The sequence below is a fragment of the Paraburkholderia aspalathi genome (assembly GCF_905220735.1).
In the GTDB taxonomy this organism is placed as follows: Bacteria; Pseudomonadota; Gammaproteobacteria; order Burkholderiales; family Burkholderiaceae; genus Paraburkholderia; species Paraburkholderia aspalathi.
This window is the reverse complement of record NZ_CAJNBA010000002.1, coordinates 1,056,643-1,079,306: the sequence shown is the minus strand read 5'-3', so window position 1 is coordinate 1,079,306 and position 22,664 is coordinate 1,056,643. Positions and strand designations below refer to the sequence as shown.

At 59.2% G+C, this 22,664-nt stretch carries 25 protein-coding genes and 1 pseudogene; 13 read left to right on the top strand and 13 right to left on the bottom strand.

Features of this window, described 5'->3' with window-relative positions; translation table 11 throughout:
* Positions 1-72 precede the first annotated feature (72 nt).
* Positions 73-576, bottom strand: a complete 504-nt coding sequence (locus KHO30_RS15675; RefSeq protein WP_211701523.1) for a universal stress protein — start codon at positions 574-576, stop codon at positions 73-75.
* A gap of 134 nt (positions 577-710) precedes the next feature.
* Positions 711-1,226: a glycine zipper family protein gene (locus KHO30_RS15670; protein ID WP_211701522.1), complete on the bottom strand. Its 516-nt coding sequence runs from the start codon at positions 1,224-1,226 to the stop codon at positions 711-713.
* A gap of 286 nt (positions 1,227-1,512) precedes the next feature.
* Between KHO30_RS15670 and KHO30_RS15665 the strand changes: the two genes are divergently transcribed.
* Positions 1,513-1,665, top strand: coding sequence for a hypothetical protein (locus KHO30_RS15665; protein WP_211701521.1), 153 nt, complete (start codon positions 1,513-1,515; stop codon positions 1,663-1,665).
* A gap of 8 nt (positions 1,666-1,673) precedes the next feature.
* Here KHO30_RS15665 and KHO30_RS39290 read toward each other — a convergent pair whose 3' ends face one another.
* From KHO30_RS39290 to KHO30_RS15645, 5 genes are all read right to left on the bottom strand, one after another.
* A complete protein-coding gene (locus tag KHO30_RS39290) occupies positions 1,674-2,111 on the bottom strand; it encodes a hypothetical protein (protein ID WP_244864053.1) in 438 nt (145 codons plus the stop codon).
* A gap of 81 nt (positions 2,112-2,192) precedes the next feature.
* Positions 2,193-2,438, bottom strand: a complete 246-nt coding sequence (locus KHO30_RS39285) for a hypothetical protein (RefSeq protein ID WP_244864052.1) — start codon at positions 2,436-2,438, stop codon at positions 2,193-2,195.
* A 346-nt stretch (positions 2,439-2,784) separates the two neighbouring features.
* Positions 2,785-3,546, bottom strand: a complete 762-nt coding sequence (locus tag KHO30_RS15655) for a bestrophin-like domain (protein WP_211701520.1) — start codon at positions 3,544-3,546, stop codon at positions 2,785-2,787.
* A gap of 244 nt (positions 3,547-3,790) precedes the next feature.
* Positions 3,791-4,240, bottom strand: coding sequence for a tellurite resistance TerB family protein (locus KHO30_RS15650; RefSeq protein WP_211701519.1), 450 nt, complete (start codon positions 4,238-4,240; stop codon positions 3,791-3,793).
* A gap of 26 nt (positions 4,241-4,266) precedes the next feature.
* The gene (locus KHO30_RS15645) at positions 4,267-4,500 is read right to left on the bottom strand and encodes a DUF3563 family protein (protein WP_211701518.1); all 234 of its coding nucleotides are present in this window, start codon (positions 4,498-4,500) and stop codon (positions 4,267-4,269) included.
* Positions 4,501-4,815: 315 nt separating this feature from the next.
* On the opposite strand from KHO30_RS15645, the gene KHO30_RS15640 reads away from it, so the two are divergent.
* From KHO30_RS15640 to KHO30_RS15625, 4 genes are all read left to right on the top strand, one after another.
* On the top strand, positions 4,816-5,106 hold the full coding sequence (locus KHO30_RS15640) for a hypothetical protein (protein WP_211701517.1): 291 nt from the start codon (positions 4,816-4,818) through the stop codon (positions 5,104-5,106).
* A 236-nt stretch (positions 5,107-5,342) separates the two neighbouring features.
* A complete protein-coding gene (locus KHO30_RS15635; RefSeq protein ID WP_211701516.1) occupies positions 5,343-6,704 on the top strand; it encodes an ATP-binding protein in 1,362 nt (453 codons plus the stop codon).
* Between the two features lie 109 nt (positions 6,705-6,813).
* On the top strand, positions 6,814-7,014 hold the full coding sequence (locus KHO30_RS15630) for a hypothetical protein (protein ID WP_211701515.1): 201 nt from the start codon (positions 6,814-6,816) through the stop codon (positions 7,012-7,014).
* A gap of 65 nt (positions 7,015-7,079) precedes the next feature.
* Entirely contained in the window at positions 7,080-7,274 is a 195-nt protein-coding gene (locus tag KHO30_RS15625) for a hypothetical protein (protein ID WP_211701514.1), read from the top strand.
* Positions 7,275-7,641: 367 nt separating this feature from the next.
* On the opposite strand, the gene KHO30_RS15620 is transcribed toward KHO30_RS15625, so the two are convergent.
* On the bottom strand, positions 7,642-8,166 hold the full coding sequence (locus KHO30_RS15620) for a hypothetical protein (RefSeq protein WP_211701513.1): 525 nt from the start codon (positions 8,164-8,166) through the stop codon (positions 7,642-7,644).
* Between the two features lie 419 nt (positions 8,167-8,585).
* Between KHO30_RS15620 and KHO30_RS15615 the strand changes: the two genes are divergently transcribed.
* A complete protein-coding gene (locus KHO30_RS15615) occupies positions 8,586-8,795 on the top strand; it encodes a hypothetical protein (RefSeq protein ID WP_211701512.1) in 210 nt (69 codons plus the stop codon).
* A gap of 131 nt (positions 8,796-8,926) precedes the next feature.
* The gene (locus KHO30_RS15610; protein WP_211701511.1) at positions 8,927-9,286 is read left to right on the top strand and encodes an SET domain-containing protein; all 360 of its coding nucleotides are present in this window, start codon (positions 8,927-8,929) and stop codon (positions 9,284-9,286) included.
* 339 nt (positions 9,287-9,625) lie between these two features.
* Here the strand turns inward: KHO30_RS15610 and KHO30_RS15605 are convergent.
* A pseudogene (locus tag KHO30_RS15605) lies at positions 9,626-11,033 on the bottom strand (ISNCY family transposase).
* A 617-nt stretch (positions 11,034-11,650) separates the two neighbouring features.
* Between KHO30_RS15605 and KHO30_RS15600 the strand changes: the two are divergent.
* From KHO30_RS15600 to KHO30_RS15590, 3 genes are all read left to right on the top strand, one after another.
* A complete protein-coding gene (locus KHO30_RS15600; RefSeq protein ID WP_211701510.1) occupies positions 11,651-14,401 on the top strand; it encodes a hypothetical protein in 2,751 nt (916 codons plus the stop codon).
* 109 nt (positions 14,402-14,510) lie between these two features.
* On the top strand, positions 14,511-15,437 hold the full coding sequence (locus KHO30_RS15595) for a hypothetical protein (RefSeq protein WP_211701509.1): 927 nt from the start codon (positions 14,511-14,513) through the stop codon (positions 15,435-15,437).
* An 11-nt stretch (positions 15,438-15,448) separates the two neighbouring features.
* Entirely contained in the window at positions 15,449-16,948 is a 1,500-nt protein-coding gene (locus KHO30_RS15590; protein WP_211701508.1) for a hypothetical protein, read from the top strand.
* Between the two features lie 13 nt (positions 16,949-16,961).
* Here the strand turns inward: KHO30_RS15590 and KHO30_RS15585 are convergent, their stop codons facing one another.
* Positions 16,962-17,786: a carbon-nitrogen hydrolase family protein gene (locus KHO30_RS15585; RefSeq protein ID WP_211701507.1), complete on the bottom strand. Its 825-nt coding sequence runs from the start codon at positions 17,784-17,786 to the stop codon at positions 16,962-16,964.
* A gap of 30 nt (positions 17,787-17,816) precedes the next feature.
* The gene (locus KHO30_RS15580) at positions 17,817-18,113 is read right to left on the bottom strand and encodes a helix-turn-helix domain-containing protein (protein WP_200659509.1); all 297 of its coding nucleotides are present in this window, start codon (positions 18,111-18,113) and stop codon (positions 17,817-17,819) included.
* A gap of 567 nt (positions 18,114-18,680) precedes the next feature.
* Between KHO30_RS15580 and KHO30_RS15575 the strand changes: the two genes are divergently transcribed.
* The gene (locus KHO30_RS15575; RefSeq protein ID WP_244864051.1) at positions 18,681-19,757 is read left to right on the top strand and encodes a TniQ family protein; all 1,077 of its coding nucleotides are present in this window, start codon (positions 18,681-18,683) and stop codon (positions 19,755-19,757) included.
* A 291-nt stretch (positions 19,758-20,048) separates the two neighbouring features.
* Here the strand turns inward: KHO30_RS15575 and KHO30_RS15570 are convergent, their stop codons facing one another.
* Positions 20,049-20,420 carry a hypothetical protein gene (locus KHO30_RS15570; RefSeq protein WP_211701505.1) on the bottom strand — a complete coding sequence of 124 codons (372 nt, stop codon included), beginning with the start codon at positions 20,418-20,420 and terminating at the stop codon, positions 20,049-20,051.
* A 427-nt stretch (positions 20,421-20,847) separates the two neighbouring features.
* Positions 20,848-21,135: a helix-turn-helix domain-containing protein gene (locus KHO30_RS15565; protein WP_211701504.1), complete on the bottom strand. Its 288-nt coding sequence runs from the start codon at positions 21,133-21,135 to the stop codon at positions 20,848-20,850.
* A gap of 378 nt (positions 21,136-21,513) precedes the next feature.
* Between KHO30_RS15565 and KHO30_RS15560 the strand changes: the two genes are divergently transcribed.
* Both KHO30_RS15560 and KHO30_RS15555 read left to right on the top strand, forming a co-directional pair.
* Positions 21,514-21,825, top strand: coding sequence for a hypothetical protein (locus tag KHO30_RS15560; protein WP_211701503.1), 312 nt, complete (start codon positions 21,514-21,516; stop codon positions 21,823-21,825).
* A 52-nt stretch (positions 21,826-21,877) separates the two neighbouring features.
* Positions 21,878-22,663 carry a metallophosphoesterase gene (locus KHO30_RS15555; protein ID WP_200659502.1) on the top strand — a complete coding sequence of 262 codons (786 nt, stop codon included), beginning with the start codon at positions 21,878-21,880 and terminating at the stop codon, positions 22,661-22,663.
* The last annotated feature ends 1 nt before the right edge of the window (position 22,664 follow it).

Below are 22,664 nucleotides of genomic sequence, written 5' to 3'. Positions count from 1 at the left end.
AGCGGTCAGCTCGCTGTTTGTTGGCCGTGAAGAGACGCTCAGCGGCCGGCCCTTGCGAAGACGCGGGGATTTTCACATGCGCACGGTAAACGCATCAGCCCAACGTGCACCGGCACGATGCGCCGATCTCGGGTTGCTCCTCTCGGCCGCGACCTGGATTGGGGTGCCGGAACAGCGTACGACCTCCGATGCCACGTCTTCACCTAACCAGCGCCACGGGGACGAACTCCGTTCGCCGAGAAGAATCAGGTCAGCACCCGTCTCATCGGCAACAATAGCGATCGCGCGACCAATTGTCATTCCGGACGCCGGCAGCGTAACCATGCGGACTTCCGCTGTGCAAGTCTGATTGTCCAGCACTTTCCTGACATGCGTGGCCACTTTGCGACCATGTTCCGTTATCGCCTCCACGATCAGGCCATAGTTACAGTCGGCGGCGCCCAGATAACAGGGCGTTGGGTCGACTACATGGAGTGCGACAATGTTTGCGTTGTACTTTCGCGCGGCTTCAATGGCAGACGTCAGGACGGTGTCGGCGGAACTTGCACTGATTGCGACGAGAATCTTCGTGAACATTCTGAGTACCTCGTAGACGGGTAACTAAGCCACGACAGCGGGCTTTCGCTGTTCGTGATCCCTAGCCGCATCATCACGCGGCAGGGCAAGAAGAAAATGAACTGGGGAAATCGAAAAGACCCGCAGCCGAAGCGTCACGGGTAGCCGTAAACGATGGCGCTTGGTGCGTACGCGGCCGGAACCGTCGTATAGACGGCCGGTTGAGAAATACTGTTGCCCTTTGAGGCCATGCATTGCGCGTAGGCTGCGTTGTATTGCGCCTGCAGACCGGCCGAGGTGGCTTGCGCGCCGTTTGCACCGGCGGCGCCGCCAAACAGCAGACCCACGCCCGCACCGATCGCTGCGCCGACGCCCGCATCTCCCGCCGCGGCGCCGAGCAGCGCGCCAGCTGCCGCTCCACCCACGGTTCCGATCGCAGTGCTGCCGACGCCGTTCGGTATTTCACTGTGAGCCGGTGTGGCGCGATTGTCCGAGCGGAAGGCGTAGTCCCTGCATGCGTAGTCTTCCTGCTGGAACATGCCTATCGGTTTGCCACTTGGCGGCAATGCGACGACGGACGGGCCAGTCGGCGGAATGACCGCGCAGCCGGTGAGCGCAACGGTGATCAAGCCCAGGGGCAAGGCGATGCGTGTGATTCTTAAGAGCTTCATGATGTTCGTGTCCTCCAATTCGATGAGGCCATCATGAACACGCACAGTTAGCATTGAATTAGCCTGATGCTACGCAGGCCGGCCTGCGGCGGATGCTTTTGGCGTCGTCATAGGCTGGCCAGCCGCTGTTTTTCTCGCGTACCCCTTTGACGTCGAGCTGAGGATAATTGAAATCTAATTCAAGGACAGTACATTGAACTCTCGAACCATTCACAACCGTTGCGGAGAGTACATGATGCTAGACCTGTTTCAGCGAGCCAATTTGATCGATGCTACGAGCCGCGGAATGAGCGAGATCAATCGAACCATACAAAGGTTGAAGAAAGAGTGTCCGCAGGCCTTCCATACGAAAGAAACGTTGGCTTCGCGGATGTTCTATCACAGACCGCCAGAGCACACGCCGTGCGGCGGCTTCGTCGATGGGCGGATGAACGATTGAGTACTGCTTTAGCGTTTCCCATCGAGCAGGTGGGGTGTCCATCCTATGAAGGGCTGTGCAGGTTGCCGGTCGCGAGCATCACCGCCGCCAAGACAACGATTCCGGCGAGAATGCCGGATAGCCGCATCAGCGCGGGTAACGGGGCGGCCGACCGATGATGATCCTGTCCACCCGTCGATGGGCAACGCGAGCATGCAGAGCATGGCTTGCCCCTGCATCAGCGGGAGTAGCGCTACACCGAGCATACCGGCCAGCAAGCAGCCGGCCACGCGCTGCACCATCTTTTCCATGACCTGCTGCCGGGTGCTGTCTGCGGCGAGCCCCGGCGGCACAATCAGCACCGCGATCGCCGTGACCATTGCTTGCGCGAAACCCGGCTGATGCATCACGTAAGTGAGGGATCCGAGGATGGGACTCGACAGTGCGGCCTGCAGGACCAGCAGCATGCGGGTCGGGCGCACTGATTCCAGTGGCGGTGTCAAAACCGCCGCGCGAGCGTTTGAAGCGTGTAAGGGCGCCCTGTTCTTTCAGTAGCACTTCGGTCCGAAATGAAACACGCTCGCCACCAGCAGGCAAGCAAGTGTCCCAACCGCGACCTCGGTGATCCGCAGCGCCGCAAATGATGCGGTCGCCCGGATGGACGCGAGGCTATGCGCTTCGTATGTCACCATCAGCGCCGTCACGCCGCCCAGAATCCAGGCGTAGGCCGCGTTGGACCCGTTGGCTCGGTACACCGTGACACCACCGACCCCTAACGCGGGCACGACAACCACGGATGGTCACCGATCCAGGGGCCCACTACGGTGCCCAGCGCGGCACCGATCGCCGTGCCCATCTGCGGTGCGCGGTCTTGCTCTACGGAGCCGGCAAAACTCGTTTGCATGACAGCGAAGCCGCTAATCGCGGCCCACCCACGTCTCTGACAGCAAGCGCGACAGAGAGCATCGCTTCGGTCCCGAATGTCGCGCGCGCTCTGGAAGGCTTCCACGCCGCCAGTTCGAGCCCGAGTACGAACAGGGGCGTCCGGCAGGTCTGAGCAAATGTGCCGACGGGCGTCATCGATGCCACCGCAGTTTCGTCACGGAAGCGTGAGGGACATGGCGAGAGAGGTGCTTCAAGTCATCTCCCCATGAACTTGAGCGCATCCATCATGGGCGTGTTCGACGCATTCACCATGCCCTGAAATGGCGTGTCGAGATCGAGAACAACATACACAGCTGTCGTGGCCGATACTGCGCAAAGAAGAAATACGACGCACATGCTCCAGTTTCTTGGCGCACTGAAGCCGAATATGCCAAATATGACGGTCAGCCAGCCAACCAGCACTGCAATGAGGGGAGGGGGAATCGAGCCTCTTCTGTGTTCGAGTGCGAGCCATCGACCCGCGAATATGTCGTCCCAGAGTTGCATCGCATGTTCACGGAGTTTGTCCTGCGAGAGGCCGGCGGTCTGCAAGGCGAAAATGCGTCCCTGGATGTCATAGGTACCACTGAGGATTTTCCGCGATTCTGCCTCTGCAGTCGTTCCCGTTTTGTTGGAAAACAGGAAGGAGATCCATTGGGCATAGTCGTTTTTTATGTCGGCGCGTAGACCATCGGCCGATGGGCCAAACTGGGACAAAGTTCGATCCAGTTGGATCATGGCGACACTATTGTGTTGGAGCGCGCTGTTGACCAGGTCGAGCGAAGACTTTCCGGAAGAAATCAGCAGGCTAAGCACTAAGGCCGAAAGCGTCGCCACCAGACCAACGGCAATGCGCATCGCGGCAAGCGAGTCTTCCTGGAAATGGTGATCGGCGAGGCGTGCACGCACATGCGATCCAAGCGCTGCACTCGCAAGAATGAGCACAAGCACAACGGCGGAAAAGACATAGTGACCCATGTTGAGCCGGCCTCGTTCGATTGCGCGGGTTGTGACGCTGACGTCGAGCCATCCTGGCAGCTATGGTGCAGATTATAGGGCTGGAGGCCCACGAGGCCACGCGTTTTCGAGCGCGCGGCCTGGCGGATTCGAATGGGTGGCTAAGCCGGGGTGGCGGGGAGCGGCTTCAGGCCGGAACGCGTTTTCGTCATCCCGTCCGGGGTAAAGGCGATTCGCCTGGAAGGTGACACGGCCGGCCCTTCAGTCACTGCACTCGATGCCCGCGCGCGAGTCTGATCAGATCGCGTGGACGGGCACGATCGGCGTGCTCCGGCAAATTCCACGCAGCGCGCAACAGGTAAAGAAATCTGGCTTCTCCCTCGGAGATATGCCTGTCCGCATGAATGGCTTCCTTGCATAGCCAGATGACGTCGCGCCGGATTTGCGAGTCCTGCACGTCGGCCGCGAGTTGGCTGACGATGACGGGATCGAGGCTGCACGCGTCGCCCCAATTCAGATAGGCGGTGGAAGTCAGGTCTTCGCACAGCGTCTGCACGATGGCCAGGAACTGACGCGGGCGCAACGACAATCGCTGTTCGATGCCATGGCGATCGAGCGCTTCAATCTCGTCCGCTCCTACGTGTCCGTCAGAAAGCAAGCAGGCCGCGACGATACGTGCCGCGGCTTCGGGACTGTCGCATTGATAGTGACGCATGTCGGTTCTCCTTATCCGTTGATCGTTCACAGTTCGTTGTCGCGCGGCATAACGCTCGAATGCAGACTGAACGGATAGAAGCCCCTATCGAGATGACGCATGCGGCGCTCGAGATCCACGAGATCGGATGATGACGCCAGATACGCTTCGCGTTGTTCGAAGTGAGAAGGCGGAAACAACGACGTCGGATACGCATGGCGTTCGTCATGGCGAGAAGGCGAGAACAACGCCCCCAGTTTTTCGAAAAGTGCGGCAAACATGATGTGCTCCTTGAGTGGTGCGACGCATGTCGGGCCGGCGGTCCGTATCGTCGCTTCAGTCCGATGCGTGCCGAACGCGCTTTTCGCGTCTGACTGGGGGTTCGAATCTGAACCTGTGCATCGACGAACGGATCGTAGGCGCCGTGAATTAGGCGGAAATGAGGAGCGTGCGCGGCACGCTGCAAATGATCCACGGTGTGATTAAGCGTCTGTTTCATAAAACCACGGTCGCTCATTCTTTCCTAACTCTCAACGACCAGAATGCACGTCAACCGATGCAGCCAATTCGCTGCGCCGAAGGTCAAGGAGAAAAACATGAAAGGGATTCGCCAGGTGGTAGTCGCCGCCGCATTAAGCGTCGGCCTCGTGAGTGTTGCTCAGGCGCATGTGTTCGTCGGTGTCGGCATCGGGGTGCCGGCGATGCCGATCATGCCAATAGTGGCGGCGGTGCCTGTCGCGCCCGTACCGATCTATGCACCGCCGCCTGCGCCCGTGTATTACGCGCCGCCACCTCCCGTGTATGTGCCGCCCGTGGTGGTTGGTTATTACGGACACCCGAACTGGGGATACCGGAACTATGGGTATGGATATGCCTATTGGCGCTAGTGCAGGACCACGCGCCACCTGCTGAATCACGTCCAGACGGCATCTCATCCTTTGCAAATTCTCGTTTATACAGTGGATTACAGTGGAGTCCACGGCGTCGTTTCGACGCGAGAAAGCGCCTGGTCGGGCGTGCAGAATCGCTTCACAAAAAAACTGTCTCAGCCGTCTCTTGCGTTGCCCTGGGTGTTCCGGCGTCCCCGAATCGCTCGTTGGACGAAACACTTTTCCGCGTCTCTATGATCAAGTCTCTACGAAACCAGCTTGTCTTCGCTCTTTGCGTGCTGGTCAGCATCGTCGGTGTGGTGCAGGGCGTCAGTTCGTTTCAGTTGTCGAAAGCGGGCATGAGCGCGTTGCTGGACCTTCGGCTCGAACAGGTCGCCGGCCGTATGCGCGGCGGTTTCGCTGATTCGCTGCCCACCATTCCCGCGCGCGGCTCGCAACCGGAACGCGACATTGTCATTACGATCTGGAAGGACGATCAGGCCACGCCTTACCGGTCGACTGAACCTTCTCTGGCGCTGCCGCGCGAGGCGCCAGCGGGTTTCATGACGACAGCCGTTAGCGGCGAGGAGTGGCGCATCTACACGCTGCGTGAGCCGTCTATGGTGATTCAGGTCGCGCAACGCTCGGCGGTGCGGCACGAGCTTGCGGAAGAAAGCGCGGTCAATACGCTCTGGCCGATGATCGTACTCGTGCCGCTGGTGTGGATTGCCGTGCTGCTTGTCGTGCGCCGCTCGTTGCGCAAGTTGAATCGTTTGGGTGCGCAAGTGCAGGGCATCGACGTCAGTCATTTTCAGCAGTTGTCGACGGCGGGCGTGCCGATCGAAATACGTCCTTTCATCGACTCGATCAATCGGATGATCAATCGGCTCGCACAGTCGATCGAGTCGGAACGCAAGTTTATTTCCGACGCGGCGCACGAGCTACGCACGCCGCTCACCGCGCTTCAATTGCAGGCGGACAATCTGCAGCCGCTTATCGTGGCGGGCAACCAGCAGCGATTTCTCGAATTGCGCAGCGGCATCACCCGAAGTGGCGGTCTGATCACGCAATTGCTCAGGCTCGCGCGTGCCGATGCGGCGGTGCAAGCCGAGACGTTGACGCGCGTCGATGTGCCCGCCGTGGTCGTCGGCGCGGTGGCCGAAGTATTGCCGATCGCGATGAAGCGCGGCATCGATATCGGCGCCGACGAAATGGCGGGCGCGTTTGTCCGCGCGGTCGAAGCCGATGTCGGCATTGCCGTCCGCAATCTTGTCGGTAACGCGATCCGCTACACGCCGGAAGGCGGCAAGGTTGATCTGAGCGTACGGGTGCGCGACGACATGGTGTGGATCGAGGTGACCGACACCGGGCCCGGTATTGCGGAAGAACTGCTGCCACGGGTGTTCGACCGCTTCTTTCGAGCGAGCACGCAAATCGAGGGCAGCGGCCTTGGACTGTCGATCGTCAAGGCGATCGCGAGTAAATATGGCGGCGCGGCGAGTCTTCGAAATCGTCAAGACGGCACGTCAGGGATCGTCGCGTCGATCGGATTTCCGTCAGCCCCTCAGGTCATGTCAACTGACCCACTCGTCTCCAGTTCGCCGCGTTTAATTTGAATTCGTGGAAGCAGGCCGCATCACAGGCATCGATCCGTTTCCGGCGTTGCCAGCGGCAATCAAAGCTAGTGCGATTCCGTTGCCAATGCCTCGCCCAAACGGACAGAAGTTGAATATCAGCCCCATTCCGGAGCAGGCCCTTGGATTGGGGGCGGCAAATCAGGTAAGCACGATCTCAGGGCCAATCATTGCGGTGGCTGGCGACAACGACGTATTCCTGCGCAAGCAGATTCGTGAGCATGTGTACATTGACCGCGCCGCTTGGCGAGCGTCCCGTGCACTGGCGCACGCATTGTCCTCGCCCTACTGAGCGACGGATTAGAAACGCCGAAAGCCCGATCGATCAGGGTACGTTCAACTTTCAGGATGCGGCTAATGGCAGGAAACCTCAACACATGCGGCGACTATCGAATTGCGACGCATGGCAACTTTGGCGTCGATATCGCGGCATGGTTCAAAAAAGCCGCATTTTACATCGGCGCGTTAATGCGACAGAACCTGACCGGTCACGCACATCATCACTGGCTCACTCTGCTCGGACTCGGGTCGCTTCAGCCGCATAAAGGCTAAAGCGCCGAGCTCACTGGCTTCACCAGATTAACACGTAATCCTAACGAAGCCTGCATTTTTAGAGTGGAACAATTCCGCTCGCCTGTGTAACGCAAAAACAGCTATTTTTGACCCACGCCAAAAGTTTCGTTGGCAACCGCGTGAGATGACAAGACAGGTCGGAACGGGACTCACTAAACCTGAACTGGTTGCCGAGCTTCGAGCTCGTTCTGGCAATGAGGTGTGAGTCAGCGGATTTCATCGGGGCCCGCAGCCGCAGTATCGGCTGCAACAAGGCCCGATATACAGCTGCAACCCATTCTGTCGATGTCGAAACACACAAAACACTAGCGCAATCGGGACGCGTTCATATACAACCAATTGACCGTCAAAATGGAGAGACGCGAGCGTCATCCAAGGCTCTTTGTGAAGTTTTGTTGTCAGGAATAGGAACGTAAATCTGCATAATTGCATTACAGTCGGCTGGATTCGTCGACGCACAATATTTTGTACCTACCGCAAGAGCTAAAGGCTCTGTACCGGAAGTCCACTGTGGTCCCTGGGGAAGAGCAACAACGTTATCCTTTGGTGTAAGGACCGTCTTGTTTTGCACACCCGCCGTGCCATACACACAATATGGAGTGGACAACCCGAAGGCCCTTTCAGCAGCGTTTTTGGTTGATACTAAAAAAGCCCCCTCAAATGCCGTAGGGATTTTCCTACCAGGCCCCATCCAAGCAAAGCCGTCGGCGTTGACACCGGAAATCATTGAGTGGCCCTGGGAGGTGGTAGTGGAAAGCTTCGCGATGTCTGGGCAAGTAGCCGCTTGCGCGCAAGTAAATCCAATAATAGCGCACACGGTACAAGCAGGCTTTACCACGTACTTCAATAACGTCTTCGCATTTCCGATCATCTTAATAATCTCCACTATCAGGTTGTCTGTAGCACACCAGAGCAACTATATATGTTGATTCTTAGCTGTGAATTAGCGTGCTTTGGGGTGGACAACGCATCCTTTGCATTCACTGACGTGGCTTTGTCGGGTAAATGGGCGCAGTTATCGGATCTCGTTGGCGAATCCGCCGCCGCGTCCGAGGAACAGAGCAGGAGGATAGAGGTGGCCTCACCCGTTCGGACAGTCTTCTGAGATTTTTAAGTGGAACGTCCGGGGCAGTCATGCTGCCTGCTGTCGCATTACTTTGGCAACGTCTCCCGCCGTCAGCTCTCGAGCATTGAGGGAACTGGAGTACCTACTGGCGCAGGCGCCTGCTGCCGGGCAGAGCGATATGGTTCAAGCCGAGCACCATCCTTTGCTCCGTACAGGAGGTGCTGATGCGACGCCAGACCAGCCCGCAACCGGGCGCTCAACTCGACCTGTTTCATCCTTTTCCGAAGATGCCACAGTGGACGCACCTGCCGCAGGAGGCCCAGCAGGAGACGGTGCGTTTGCTGGCGCAACTGCTGCGGCAACACCGTCACGGCCGGTTCTGTCGCAATAAGAAGGTGATGGCGAAGCAAGGCAATCTTGCCAGGATGACCTGATGCGCTCCGTCGTCCAATCGTGCGGAAGCGGCTGTTTCGAAAAAATATTTGTCCACCCCGCCACCGTAGCAATTGCCAGAGAGCCAAGCGCCAAAGGGGTTACAGGCTAGTCGCCTACCGCCGGCGAGCGCGTGCTTGAATACAAAGGTGAAGTCACTTCATGGCGAAATGCGGTGCGTCGTCACCAGCGTGAAGGCGTCGAAGGACATACGTTTCTTTTCGGGTTGTCGGATGGGCGTGTGATCGACGGCAGCCGTGACGGCAATAGCGCGCGCTGGCTCAATCACGCTTGCGCGCCCAACTGCGAGACCATCAAGGACGAGGGACGCATATTCATTGATACGCTGCGGGCAATCGAGCCCGGGGAAGAACTGTTCATTGAATATCTGCTGGCGATTGACGATCCTGCGAGTGAAGAGGCTCGGACCCAGTACGCCTGCCGGTGTGCGGCATCGGGCCGCCGTCAGTCGATGCTGGCGGACGCAGCGTGAGCGGCCAGTTGTCCAGGTAGGAGAGGGCAGCGCCACTCCCGTGGAAAGCGATCTTGTTACGAGGCAGCCGAACGATGGCATTATCCGCATCGGCGTGGATGTGGTTATCCATCTCGATATGCTGAGCCCCCCTTACCAAAGGGAGATGCCTCCGACGGTCCCGTTGGCGCAAATAAGAAGAGAAAGATACAGCCAATGTCGAGGCCATTCTGAAGTGTCGTAGCGGCAGCAAAGTAGAAATGTCGGGTTTTGACGTTGGGTTTGACTCTGTCTTTAACGGTTTCAATCTCACGCAGCGTTGAAGGACAGCGTGTGAACGGGCAGGGCGTGTCAGTCCGTTCAGCCGGATCCTGCAGACCGACGGCCAGGTTTGCGCGGCTGCTTTGGCTGATTGCGTTGCGCCAGCTGCACAATCACGCCATCAACATCGGCCTGCGTGAACTCGCGCTGCTTCTTAGTGCCCGGCGGGCGCTGGCCGTGCTGAGCCGCCTCGCCACGATTCGTGCGTGACGGCGAACCCGATGCGCGCCGGTTGTCGCGTTGCGCCTGGATCGCCTGCGCGACCTGCAGCGCGTGATCCAGGCGCTTATGTTCAACGACCGCGCCCTGATCGATTTCCGCGAGCCGGTCGTACGGCACGCAGGGAAGGGCAGTGCCGTTCGCCCTCACCTCGATGCGGCCGTCCGGATACTCCCAGACGTCGATATACCGGTGGATGAGTTTGCGGTTCGCCGGTGTGTCCTCCAGCAGGTACATCACCCGGTCGTACTGTACCGTCAGCGACTTCGTCACGCGCGGCAGTTCGCGCCAGGTCAGGATCGCGTCCAGATCCTCATCGTCACGCAATGGCCGGTGCGCGTCGAACGCGCTCTTCGGGGGGGGGCGCAAAGTGCGCGTTATACGACGCGATGAAGGCGGGCGCATATGCGTTCGCGGCGTCAGTGGTACTGGTGCCGCGCAGCCGCAGTTCCTTCACCAGCCGGTCCTGCAGCGTCAGGTGGGCGCGTTCGACGCGCCCCTTGGCGGATCTGCTGTTCGCGCACCACGTGTCAATGTTCAGCTCGTACATCGCACGGCCAAAGTGCGTGACGCCGCGCTCACCGGTCTGCGTGTGCGTCGGCCGGAACACGCTCGCCTTGTCGCTGTACAGCGCGACCGGCTTGCCGTAGCGCTCCAGATACCCGCGCGTCGCCTCGAAGTAACTGAAGGTCGACTCGGTCGCCGTGAAATGCAGCACCATCAGCCGGCTGGTCACATCGTCGATGAACACCAGCAGCGTGCACGCCGGCGCGCGTTCCTCAAACCACCGGTGATCGCTGCCATCGATCTGCACCAGCTCGCCCACGCAGGCCCGACGACTGCGCAACTGATGGATCTTCGGCGGCCGCTGACGCCTCGGAATCCACAGGCCGGCATCGGTCATGAGTCGCCTGACGGTTTCCTTGGCCAGCCGCAGCCCATGGCATTCACGCAGCTTCTCGCACGCCAGCGTCGGGCCAAAATCGGCATAGCGCTCGCGAATGATCGCCAGCGCGCGAGCCGCGGTGCCGGCATCGAGCCGGTTGTTGCTCGGCTTCGCGCATCGGCCGGACACCAGACCCGCCGGGCCATCTTCACGCAGGCGCGCGACCAGCCGTCGTATCTGTCGCGTCGTCAGGCCGAGCCGCTGTGCAGCGCGCCACGGTTTGAGCAGATCGTCCGCCACCGCCTGGATGACCTTGAACCTGTCCAGCTCACACATCGTCATGGTGATCCTGTAGTGCTCCGGACCAAATGTGTGTGCGTACTGGACTAGCTACGTCAGGACTTTGCGGCAAGCAGGGCAAATAAACCGTTCAGATTTCTACCTCACAATTTCTGCTTCCTGACTGCGATCTACTCGGGGAAAGGTGCAAATCCATGCGGTTGGGATGTACGTTTTTTCCGGTGGAGAAAATATATGTAGTTGGGATGAAGGCGCTTTCAGACTCGCAAATATATATGGTTGGAGTGTTGCTGGGGCTTTAAGCAAGAGAGAAAGCAAGCGGAGTAGTGGATACCAGTTTCCCCTCGACACCGCGTAAGCGACATTATCACTGTATTGTGAATTAAGCCCCGGCATTCACGGGATTTTTGAAAAGCTCGTTGAAAATTGATGGCGACCATTCTATTTTTAGAAATCGCCAACAAAAAACCGGCTCGTAAAGAGCCGGTTTTTATCGGCCGCTACTCGAAGGAGAGCATCAGCCAGCACAACGTAACCCATCGGCCGTTTGCGGATCTGAACATCCGTGGCCTCTCGTCTGCGTTCAGAACTATTCTCGACTTTTCTGCAGAAAAGTCAAGAGACCTGTTTTCTCTGCGCAGACCTGTTCAGGAGCAGAAATGCCTCGCCTGCGCATACTGCCCGCCGGCTTTGTCCGGACGGGCGACAGTGTGGCCCGCCCGCTGCGGGAAGATCGCGATTCGAGCGCGAATTACTGGTATTTCCATTCGAACAAACTGAACAGCCTCCTCCTTATTGAAAGCGACGTCCTGTTCGCAAGTGTCGTCATGCTTGAATTACGACCAGATGTAGTCTCGTACGACGGTTCGGCGGCAACAGCCAGCAGCGATGATCCGGAATCGGCGGCCGACGTCGCCGTGCGGTTTGCGGATGGCCATAGGGAATTGTGGTACTGCCGCCGCAACGTTCCGCCCGCGGATTGGTGTGCGCCGATTCCTGAGGGTACCCGTGGGCGGCTGATCACTGGCGAGGATATCGGGAAGTCCCGATACCTGTTCGATAACGCCCTGATGCTGTCGGGGGCCATCACTGCGGCGCGGGATTATGATCACTCGGCGACCTGCCACGCGCTCCTGAAGAAGTTTGCCGTGCAGGCCACGACCACTGTCGAGGAAATCGAGTCGATACCGGATCACGATCCGGCCTTACTGCGCGCGGCGCTGGCGCTACTGCTCGCGGACGGCACGTTGAGCGCAGACCTGGAAACCCAGTTGTTGTCACCCCAGTCGGTGATCGGGACAGGTGAAGGTCACTCAACGACCAGCAGGCCGGCTTTGCCCGGCACGTTGACCACGGATGCGAGAGGGCGGCCAGGATCATTGCCCGAACCGGATACGCCTGAGGGGGACGCGCTTGAACCGCTACCGCCGCGCCGTCTGATTCCGGGCGCGTATGTGAGGACCAAATGGCCGACGCCTGAGCACCGTGAGGTCCCTGACGCAGACCGGCCGCGGTACAACAAGTGCAAGACTATTGTCGATGACTACCGGCGAGGCAGGACCTATCAAGCGATTTGCGAGGCGCACTCGGTATCGGAGGGTGAAGTGCGGCGCCTCGTGTTGCGATGCGTGACACCGTGCCCGGGCGGCATCCATGGGTACTACGCGCTGATTCGCGGCAAACGTCTGGGAAGTGCGAAAGCCAGGGCTACCGACAGCAAAGAGGTGGCGGCCGGTGCAGGCAGTCACCAGTGGACCCGGCTGCTCGCCCGGGTCGAGGGACTGGACGCGTTCATCCGCACCTTTGTGCTGGGGGGCGACGCGCCGCAGGAAGGGCGCGACCTGGACATCGACGACATTCACCATCGCGTTATCCAGTACCTGGGCCAGTTGGGAGTGGGTCCCGAGGACTATCCGCTGACGAATGCAGATCGGGGGCGGGACGCCGTTGCCCGGCACGTGCGGCGCCTGGCGGACCAGCATCTGCTGAGATTTACCCGAATCTATCACGGTGAATCGTCAGAAAAGCGGGCGAAGCATACCGGACGTGGACTGCGCCGGATCATCCGGCCTCTGCGGCCCGGATCGTTCGCCCAGCTCGATTACTGGCGGACCGACAAGTTGTCAAAGATCAGTTATCCGAATCGATATGGCGACAGTTTTGAAATTCCCCTACCAAAGTGGTACTACGCTGTTTTAGTAGACGAGCTGTTTTCCAGCGTACTGTCGGGCTTTCCGACGTTGGAGATCACGCCCAGCACCGACAGTGCCCTTGAGTGTCTCGACCGGTTTGTGCATCCGGAACAATACCGGCGTTCCGACTTCGCCGGCGGCGGTCCGATGGATCCGGGGCCCTGCTTTGCGGGTGAACTGGTTCCCGCGTTGCGAGGGACAAGAATCGACGTATTGAGAGTCGACAATGCCTGGGCCAATCTGTCTGATGCCTTTATTCGCGCGGCGGTCTATCAGTTTGGCGCGGCAGTCAACTTTGGTCCAACCTACACCTGGGTGACGCGCGCCGTCGTCGAACGTGTCATTGGCAATATTGCCCGGCTGACTGGCAAGGCCACGAGTCCCGAGTCCACCGTGGGCCTGGGCAACCTGCGGCTTGCCCTGGACGAATCATGCCGGGATCACAATACGTCGCCTACCGAACGGTTAAATTTTTCTTCGCCCGTCTCTGCGCTGACCAATGTACTGCGACAGTCTGGTGCCGGGCTGATTGTCGCCCCGTTACCGCGTGAGACCGTTGAAAACAGTCGTCTGCTGGATTACTTCTTTATCCGGCCCGTGCGGGGCAATCTGAAGAAAGGCGTTCGTCCGTATGTTCAGGAGCTTCGCCGTCGATATGTCGGTGGGGCGCTTGAACAGGAAACTGAGCTCCTGCGTTCCAGGGGGCAACTGGTGCAAGTCGAAGGCCGCATCAGACGCTATGACGTGCGGCTTTGCGACGCCGGCATCGTCGGGGGGAAATCGCTCGGCAGACTTGTTCCGGACCGCCAGCAGGACATGCTCATCAGCGTGCGTGATGCGATCAACCTGCGTCGCAGCGGGAGCCGACAGAGGGCCCTGATCATACAGGAAGCCGCCGCGGCCAAGGTACGGACGGACAGGAAAGGCAAGCGCAAGCAGAAACCCGATCCCGATGCGCTCGGGCAAGCGCGCGCGAATCAGGATCGCGCGTTGCACGCGGACCGTGTGGCCATGCAGGTGGCCATGCCTAGCCCGACCGTTGATGCTGCGTCAACGTCCCCCAGCCGCGAGCAGGAACCGGCGCTTCGCGCGTGGAACACGCCGAAAACGACTGCGCTGGTCGTGGTGCGAGGATCGGGACCCCGGGAATCGGCGCTCGGATCGTGGTCTCCCTCGGGCAGTACATCTTCAGGGAGACGGGGAGGGGAGCATGAATGATCACCCCGGAGCCGCTGTCCGGGATACCGGACGTAACCCGATTTCCGGAACCCCGGAAGCACCCGGGCCGGCCGTTTGGACTGAAGACAGGAGCCCTGAGGAAAGGGTCTTGACCCATCCCCTGTTTGGCGAGCCAAACATACGGACACCTCCGGGCGTGGAGGCATACCATGCGGGCAAGCGGCGCATGCTGGACGGCATTGCGGGATTCTGCGTGCTGGGTGACCCGGGAATGGGGCGCCGAGGGGTGCTCAAGATGATGCGTGGGTACCTGTCCCAGGAATTTCCTCGCCTGGCCGTGATTGAACACGTCCTGTCGCGACACGCATTGACGACACCAAGCGCAGTGCTGTCCAGCCTGCTGGTGTCAGCTGGGCATTCGGTAGTCGGGGGCAGCCGCATAGCACAGCTTCAGCGCCTGCTGAACCTGCAGGAGGAGAAAGCGCTGATCTCGGGTGCTCCTCTATCGGTTGTGATCCTCCACAACGCGGAGTACGTAAACGAGGTCGTGTGCGAGACATTGCTTGACCTGCATGACGGACTGCGGTTACACGGGATCCGACCTTTCACTATCAGCGGCGCACTGCTCGATCCGTTCGTGACCCGAATGTCCCAACTGGCCGGGTCACTTCACGTGACCGAGCTCCGATCAGTTTTTGGCTCTGTCCATTATCTTCGTTTTCTGGAGGGAATCGAGGACTACACCGCTGTCCTGGCCGAAATCGACACACTGCTTGTCGGCCACCCTAATCCGACTACGTGGACCGAGGCCTTGCTGCCCCTGGCCTACCGCGGTGGGTTTCGGTTGACATCTCAGGCGCCAGCCTTGCACGCCGGGGTTGTGAGCCAGGTCCCGACGGGCAGGTTCCCGGTGCGCGACCTGTTCGACGTGGTGCGGCAGGTTCTTGCAATGGCGGCATCCCTTGACTCACCCGAATTTGAAATACCACCCGATAGTTGGGCAGAGGCCGTCAGGATCGTCATGGGCATCGGGATCGCTTATCTGCCGGGCGTAAGTTCAGCAGGTCTGGGGTAGAGGTGGCGGCCATGAGCCAAACAGGCACGTACGTCGGACGGCATCTGCCTCCGCTACCCCACGAATCGCCGTTCAGCATGGTCGCGCGGACCGTGTGGCTGAATCAGATGTCCGGGACGAAGTTCCAGCATTTGGCCGGGTTGTCTAAATCGAGTTACAGCAAAGGGATTTTGGCGCAGGACAACGAGATGCTCGAGCGCATTTTTTTCCACATGGGCTGGAGCCTTGAGCCGACGCCGACCGTCGCTGATGACTGGCCGCGATGGAGCCGTCCGTTCTTCTTTTCCAGCCGACTGCGAACCTGCGACGAGTGCGTCAGTGGAATGTACCACAGCACCTGGCATCAGTTCATGGGGATGGCTGTGTGCCCCCTTCATGGCGGCCCATTGCGTGATGCCTGTCCAACCTGCCACCAGCCCCTTGGGACGTACACCCTGTCGACCGCTGCAGTCTGCAATTTCGTATGCCACCATTGCCGCAACAGCCTGTCGGGAAAGCCTCTGGCAGTCGGCGACCATATCCGGTTTCGGGAGAACGGGGGGCGTTTGCGTACTACCTTTGCTTCAAGCGAGCGGGCATTGCTGCGCCTGCACGCAGGACTCGATTCCTTGAAATTCCTGGGCCGCAGGTTTCCGTATGAATCCGTCAATCTCTGGTGGCCGGATGGTCTCATGGGTTGGCAGATCGTGGCCGACATCCAGGCTGCGTATCAGAGGAACACACCGGGCAAGCCAGCACTAACCTGGCTCGTATGGCCCGTTCAACGCGGGAATCGCCTCCAGGGCCGGGAATGGTATCTGATTTACAGCGAAACAGTCTGGAGGTTGAAGAAATGGCTCATGCATCGTTATCCGCAGTGTCTGCATGCCGGCGACCGCCCCGAGCTTTTTGATAGTAGAAATGTGCCCCGCAGTGATGCATGGCCGCCCGAGGTTCTTGCCTTCATGCTGATGCGATACGACGCCGAATCGGCGGGCACATGGGGGCTCTCCGCGGCGATCGACGGCATTCCAGACCTTTTTCGGGAGGCATCATGGTTTCAGCCATTCGACAGCCAGAATTTACAGGCGGAATCGGTTCGGGCCATGGTACTTGGTCGCTTTGCTGCTTACTACTGGTGGGTGAAATCGGGATGTCCGATTGCGGACCGCGTTGTGAAATATGGCCCGACTCTGGCATGTTGGCACATCAAGCGGGTTTGGGAGCCCTCCATCGGCGCGATCGCTTTTCCCCCCATCGAAAACATGCCACTGGAACGGTTCGATCCATCACCGCTCCGATTGTCAGATGCCTTTGAACTGGTGCGCCGTGATGCACTTTGGGGGCGCCGCATGGCGCAGTCATACCGGCTCGGAAATACCTCCGAAGTTGTTTTCCAGCCCGTCGAAAAGATGTCTTCTGGGCGGTTCTGTTCGTCCCGGTTCCCGTCGGCGTGGGCCATGGAACTGATACACCGTGATTTGCTGGTCGAGCGCCGCGTGGCGGCGGAGAAACGTCCCGGCGCTAACTAGATCGCTGCGAGCTTCACGGGCAATAAAAACCGTCCCTTTCCCGAAGGTTGTTGCGCCGGATGAAAGGCCAGTCGTCTGCCTGGGTCAGCGCTATTGTGGGCAACCTGTGACTGTCGCGTTCACTGGTGTTCGTCCACCCGTGAACGTCAGGCACCTCCACTAGCAGCAGCCTGCAATCACCGGGCCTCCCTGCAATCACGTTGCCCATCGGCGAAACGATCACGCTGCCACCGTTGTTGGGCTCCTCAGGTTGGCGGGGCGTGCAACCGGCGAGCACCACGAACAGCCCAAACCTTGCCGCCACGTCCCCTGCAATGTCCACCAGCGGGCTGTTTGACCAAAGGCTGGATACAAGGCAGATGGATACGTCGTTCTGGCATAACGCAGCGAGCGATAGCGGGCCCACCAGATCTGCGTCGAGCAGGATGGCGGCCGTGCACATGGGCGTGCAAACAGGGGTAGAAAAGTCGCTAAACGACCGCGTTCGGTGGAAGGCGACCTTGTCAGGCCACATGACGTGCCGCGCAACAAGGCGACCGTCGTAGGACGCTAGCGCTGTCCTATACAGTGCGGGCTCCTTCGTCCACTCACTGGTGCCGCATACAACCAGCGCACGCTTTTGACGGCTGATTGCGCAGATCCAGTTGACGAGTACATGGGTCTGACTTTCCCGCTGCATCTGTGAATGATGCATACCGGGCGACCGTGCGTATGGCTGCGCCGGCAGCACGAGGACGTCAAATTCCTTCGACGCGACTTCGGATTCAATCCGCGCTATAAAACGTTCGGTATCGTGGAAATCATCACTGAAGGGTAGATCCAGAGCTGCGAGCAGCATGATGCTCTCCCGCGGCGACATGCCTGTTGGTCATGACACTTCTGAGTCGTACATCCGGAGTCGGGCCAATTCATCCCCGACACGCTTCTGGACCTCGGCAGTTTCACTGTCGGTCTGACCGCACGAGTATGCGTATATCACCAGGCTGAGCGGATGAATCCCAATGGCGGTAGCAATCGCGTCAAGTTTTTCCAGGGTGGGCGTTTGGCGACCACGCTCGAGCTGGCTCATGTATGTCCTGCTCGTCACATCCAGTTGCTCCTGAGACACTCCGCGCGTCCTTCGGGCGGCCCTCAGCGCCCGCGCGAGGCCATGACGTGACAGCATACGTTCGGCTCATGTTCAAAAAGGAACAATGTCATCGGATGAACACGATCGAGCTACAATCTATAGTGTTCAAAATGTAACCTTGAGCTGCGTGGGAGCCTGTACGACGTCCAGAGATCGTGTTGCACCGCTCGTTACGCGACGGCGGTTGCGCGCCGCGAAATACTTGCGGATGACCGGTTACGCGTGCCTGTACGACATCACTGCTGAGGCGGTGGGCGAGCGCGCCAGCCCCGGAGATTGGGGGCGGGATGAAAAGGTCATGTCACGACATTGCTTGGGGCGAGCATGAAGTCAGGTACGCTGGTTGGCACCGCTTGCCAACCGTTCGCATCCGAGTCAACCCTGGGGGTCCTGCTGCGCCTCGCGTCATGGAACATGCTCCCGCTGAAGCACGTCTTGTCACTGTTAGGTAGAACGTCTGGCTCACTCCACGACTTTGACCTCTATGGCATGGATCGGCCGTCCGACGGGGCATGGGGAGAGCTTGGATGGCAATGGTGTTCTCCGGAGCCGCGACTGCTGAGTTCGCTGAGTGGACTTAGATCCGTAATCTGGAGCGCACAATTGCGTTTCTGTCCGGTGTGTATGTGCCGTGGATTCCACTCGATCTGGTTCCAGCTTTCGGCATTGGCGGCATGCCCACTGCACGGCTGCCCGCTACAAGATCGCTGCGTGAACTGTGGCGCGGTGCCCGGCTTGTATCGGGTCACCAAACGACTATTTTCGAACCCCTACATCTGCGCGGATTGCGGGGTGCCTTTCTCCGGCACTCGATGTAACCTGCGTGAGCAGACAGAGTTTTTTCGGCAGTCCGAGGCTGTGGACGCGGTATTCGCTCCGCTGCAGCACTGGCTGTTTTATGCCGCTCCGCAACTGCTATTTCTCGATGTACCAAACAGGAAGCGTCGACATACCTGCTTCTCGACGATCAAAGCTCGCACACTTGCCGGTGCCATCCGCCTGATTACGCCGTATCCCCGTATGTACGCCTTGACCGATGGGCAGGCCGTGACGCTTCGATCATGGGATATTCGATTGGCGCGTCCGCGGAGATGCGAAGTTCCAATCAAACGGGAATTATTGTCGTGGGGTGCAGTGCGAATGGCCTATCTGGCCACCATAAGACTACTGACCCGCCTCGTCTCAGAGCGGGCGCCAGCAACTGGCGCACCCGGTTACCTTGAATTCGACGGTCAGGATATGGCCGCCTTGTCCGGTTGGCGAACCGAACGCCTGGCGCTCATCATGCTGCGCAGGTCATTTGAGGAGCCATATTTTCTCTCCTGGAATGCCCCGTTGCAGGGCATCGTACTTCGTGATTACGCGTTTGCGCCTGCCATGATTGGAAACTCGCGCCTGCGTGTCGCATGTCGAGCATTTGTAGTGGCGGCATTTCGGGGGATCTACGATCTGTCGACGCAGTATATTGCTGATGGGTACCTGCGTCGCCCGGATTTCATCTGTTCGCCAGACGATCTGGCCGTGCTGGCAGGGTGTGTGTCCGACGGAATTCAACATGGCGTCATTGTCCTGCCAGCGGATATTCTGGTCGACTCGTTCTTTCCGCGGTCGGGTAACGCCACGTCGATCGCCACCATATCCAGAATCAATGAGACGCTTTCGATGATCGGGGCGGATTGACGCAGATATTTGCTGCTACTGGTTCAATTCAGCCGTTGCGCCGGCAAGCCGGCCTCGCTCGAATAGCAACGTGGGAGGAGGGCGAACTACCCATGCAGTGCTCCAGCTTGGCCTCCAGCATCGCAGCGGGATCCGTTTCAGGACCTCGAGGAGACGCTTGCCATGGTGCTCGCTGTTTGTCGACGCGAACCACGAAGCAATCCGGAACGGCCTGACGCCCTGAGAAACCTGCAGGATCTCGGCGATTGCTGGGATCGGTCTCCCGAGGTCGTCAAAGATGTACCTCGAATATCAAGTCTGACCGGCCCGTTTGATGGAAAAAATCTTGCCTTCCTCCTTCCGCCAGCTTGTCACCGCATGCGGATTCGTGGCATCCGGATTCTGCAGTTTGCCGATCGTCTGAGCCGCCAACCAAGTGGTTCCGTCAAGCGCCGCTGCGACCGCCCTGGCCTCCATCTCTGTTCGCGAAGGTGTCAGCAGCCTGACTGGCAACGCATCGACGAGTCCTTGCAGGACACTATCTTCGTGCTCGGTGACGCGTTGGCGTAACGCTTGGACAGCAGCATTGGGCTTGCCGCGCTCCGCTCGCGAAACCATAAGGCGTACAGGCCACACAGCAGCACCGACTACGGCTGCCAGTCGGATCAAATTGCTTTCCAGCATCGGCACGCCCCTGAAAAGTGAGCCAGGCCGAAAGGGCTGCACCTTCTACCAGAATAGATAGGGAGGGGTGCCGATCCAGCTCAAATCTCGAAAATGCTGCCAGCGGTCTGTAAAGGGCTTGCGTTTTTCATAGCACAACTGTCCTTAGCGCGGCAAACCAGGGGGAGCGGCGAAAACGCAAAAATGATACGCGAGCCGCAGCCACAGCTATCGTTCTCCCGTCCGGTGTCAGGCCACCGCGCGCAGGGGTGTTGATGAACGTAAGGGGGCGACATCTGCCGCCGGGAGTGGAAGAAGGTAGAGGGTGTCGTCTATTTGAGGATCGTGCAGCGGCCAATGACTGCTGCTGCACTGGCGCGCATTGGGTTCCTGGAAGCCAGTATGGATGTCGTATGCGTTGTCCGGCGAGGGCTCAAGCGAGCCACGGCTACTTCTCGCTGACGATTGCCAGAAGTCGGTCATGCAGCAGGGTGGTGGTTCGTTCGACCTCCCTGGGCGTGAATCTGTCCATGTACGCGACTGCCAGCAGGGTGAGCGGATGGACACCCAATACTTCCGCGAGCTGCTCGATCTTTCCCAGTGTCGGTGATTTCAGACCCCGTTCGACCGTGCTGATGTAGGTACGGCTCGACACAAGCCCAAAATCCTCCTGTGTAACGTTAGTGATCGTCCTGAGTTGCTTCAAAGCCTTGCCGAAAGTGGCGTCGGAGCGCATGCAAGTCCTCCCAATAAAGGACCTGATGAACTCACTCTGAACACTAAAGGGCTACAATCTATAGTGTTCATTTGCTATTATTTTTGCACGCCTTGACTACATGGACAGCGAACGGTCGCTAATTCACGATCAGCACGAGGCACGTCTTGCAGACCCTGTGTTGCCACGGGAGCGCTCTCAATCGACGATGCATGCTCCGCAAGAGATAGGAATCGGGATTTTATGTTTTTGACTTGCGAAGGAAACCGGTTGCCGCTTCAGTCAGCGCTTGCCGGGGAGGGCGCGACGGTGTGGTCCGTCGCCGAAATGTTGACAGGGAGCGATGCGCTGATCCTTCAGTTCTCAAAGACTGGGGACCGTGGGCTACCGCGGGTTGTGATGATAGATCTCTTATGGAGCGCAGAGTCACTCGCCCAGTTCGTGTCGGGCGGACACGTGCTTCGGGGTGCCGCGGTGCTGCACGTGGCGCCACGCGGTACCTCTGGCCGGTTCTCATTTGAGACGGTCACGGAGATTCGGATCGGGGCGACGGAAGCCGGTCCGACCGAGGGTCACCTGATGCAAGTGACGCAATTCATCACCTCGGCGGGTCGGCAGTTTTCGGTGCCATCCGCGCTGACGGACAAAGCCTCGCGGGGCAAGCGGATTTATCGGGAGCGCGCCGCGCGGCGCGGTGCGCAGACCCTGTAGCGGCTGCTGAAAGTAGTGGGCTGATCCCGGAACAGAAACTCTCTAGCTAACCATGCGCATCCAGATTGCGTCAGACCTGCATGTCGAAAAGTTGCAGCGGCGATTTCCAGCCTATCTGCCGGTGCACCGCGCGGCCGCAGATGTATTGGTGCTTGCCGGTGATATCGCTTCGCATGATCGCGTGGTGCCGCTGTTTGCCGACTGGCCGGTCCCGGTGATCTACGTGCACGGCAATCACGAAGCGTACGGTCAGCGTTACGACCAATTGCCCGATGCGATACGTGATCTCGCCTCGGGAACCCAGGTCAGGTATCTGGAGCGCGACGAGGTCATCATCGGTTGTGTGCGCTTTCTCGGCTGCTGCCTTTGGACCGACTACGACCTGTATCGAACGCGCGAGCTCAGCATGGAAAATGCCCGCCGCTTCATGTACGACCATACCGTGATCCGTACGGCCGAGGGCGGATTCTTCACGCCTGAACATGCGCGTGCTGAACATGTAAAGTCCTGCGCCTGGCTGGAGCAGCAACTCATGACACCGTTCGAGGGACGCACGGTTGTCGTTACCCATCATGGTGTGGCGCCACCGTCTGTTCATTCGCGGTATGGCAGCAATCCGGCCAATGCGGGTTTTGTCAGCGACCTCCGTCATATCCTGGACCTGGCCGATGTGTGGATTCACGGTCATGTGCACGATTCGTTCGATTACCTGGTTGGCGACGCCCGAGTGATCGCCAATCCGCGGGGGTACGCGAAGAACCTGAACATGGCCGGCGCACCGGCCGACCTGAAGTGGGAAAACCCAGCGTTTGATCCGGGGCTCGTGATTGATATATGAG

What these genes read in the sequence shown, in the direction of transcription:
- KHO30_RS15675 (WP_211701523.1), bottom strand. Translation starts at nt 576, where the DNA reads ATGTTCACGAAGATTCTCGTCGCAATCAGTGCAAGTTCCGCCGACACC.
- KHO30_RS15670 (WP_211701522.1), bottom strand. Translation starts at nt 1,226, where the DNA reads ATGAAGCTCTTAAGAATCACACGCATCGCCTTGCCCCTGGGCTTGATC.
- KHO30_RS15665 (WP_211701521.1), top strand. Translation starts at nt 1,513, where the DNA reads ATGAGCGAGATCAATCGAACCATACAAAGGTTGAAGAAAGAGTGTCCG.
- KHO30_RS39290 (WP_244864053.1), bottom strand. Translation starts at nt 2,111, where the DNA reads ATGCTGCTGGTCCTGCAGGCCGCACTGTCGAGTCCCATCCTCGGATCC.
- KHO30_RS15655 (WP_211701520.1), bottom strand. Translation starts at nt 3,546, where the DNA reads ATGGGTCACTATGTCTTTTCCGCCGTTGTGCTTGTGCTCATTCTTGCG.
- KHO30_RS15650 (WP_211701519.1), bottom strand. Translation starts at nt 4,240, where the DNA reads ATGCGTCACTATCAATGCGACAGTCCCGAAGCCGCGGCACGTATCGTC.
- KHO30_RS15645 (WP_211701518.1), bottom strand. Translation starts at nt 4,500, where the DNA reads ATGTTTGCCGCACTTTTCGAAAAACTGGGGGCGTTGTTCTCGCCTTCT.
- KHO30_RS15640 (WP_211701517.1), top strand. Translation starts at nt 4,816, where the DNA reads ATGAAAGGGATTCGCCAGGTGGTAGTCGCCGCCGCATTAAGCGTCGGC.
- KHO30_RS15635 (WP_211701516.1), top strand. Translation starts at nt 5,343, where the DNA reads ATGATCAAGTCTCTACGAAACCAGCTTGTCTTCGCTCTTTGCGTGCTG.
- KHO30_RS15625 (WP_211701514.1), top strand. Translation starts at nt 7,080, where the DNA reads ATGGCAGGAAACCTCAACACATGCGGCGACTATCGAATTGCGACGCAT.
- KHO30_RS15620 (WP_211701513.1), bottom strand. Translation starts at nt 8,166, where the DNA reads ATGATCGGAAATGCGAAGACGTTATTGAAGTACGTGGTAAAGCCTGCT.
- KHO30_RS15615 (WP_211701512.1), top strand. Translation starts at nt 8,586, where the DNA reads ATGCGACGCCAGACCAGCCCGCAACCGGGCGCTCAACTCGACCTGTTT.
- KHO30_RS15600 (WP_211701510.1), top strand. Translation starts at nt 11,651, where the DNA reads ATGCCTCGCCTGCGCATACTGCCCGCCGGCTTTGTCCGGACGGGCGAC.
- KHO30_RS15590 (WP_211701508.1), top strand. Translation starts at nt 15,449, where the DNA reads ATGAGCCAAACAGGCACGTACGTCGGACGGCATCTGCCTCCGCTACCC.
- KHO30_RS15585 (WP_211701507.1), bottom strand. Translation starts at nt 17,786, where the DNA reads ATGCTGCTCGCAGCTCTGGATCTACCCTTCAGTGATGATTTCCACGAT.
- KHO30_RS15580 (WP_200659509.1), bottom strand. Translation starts at nt 18,113, where the DNA reads ATGCTGTCACGTCATGGCCTCGCGCGGGCGCTGAGGGCCGCCCGAAGG.
- KHO30_RS15570 (WP_211701505.1), bottom strand. Translation starts at nt 20,420, where the DNA reads ATGCTGGAAAGCAATTTGATCCGACTGGCAGCCGTAGTCGGTGCTGCT.
- KHO30_RS15565 (WP_211701504.1), bottom strand. Translation starts at nt 21,135, where the DNA reads ATGCGCTCCGACGCCACTTTCGGCAAGGCTTTGAAGCAACTCAGGACG.
- KHO30_RS15560 (WP_211701503.1), top strand. Translation starts at nt 21,514, where the DNA reads ATGATAGATCTCTTATGGAGCGCAGAGTCACTCGCCCAGTTCGTGTCG.
- KHO30_RS15555 (WP_200659502.1), top strand. Translation starts at nt 21,878, where the DNA reads ATGCGCATCCAGATTGCGTCAGACCTGCATGTCGAAAAGTTGCAGCGG.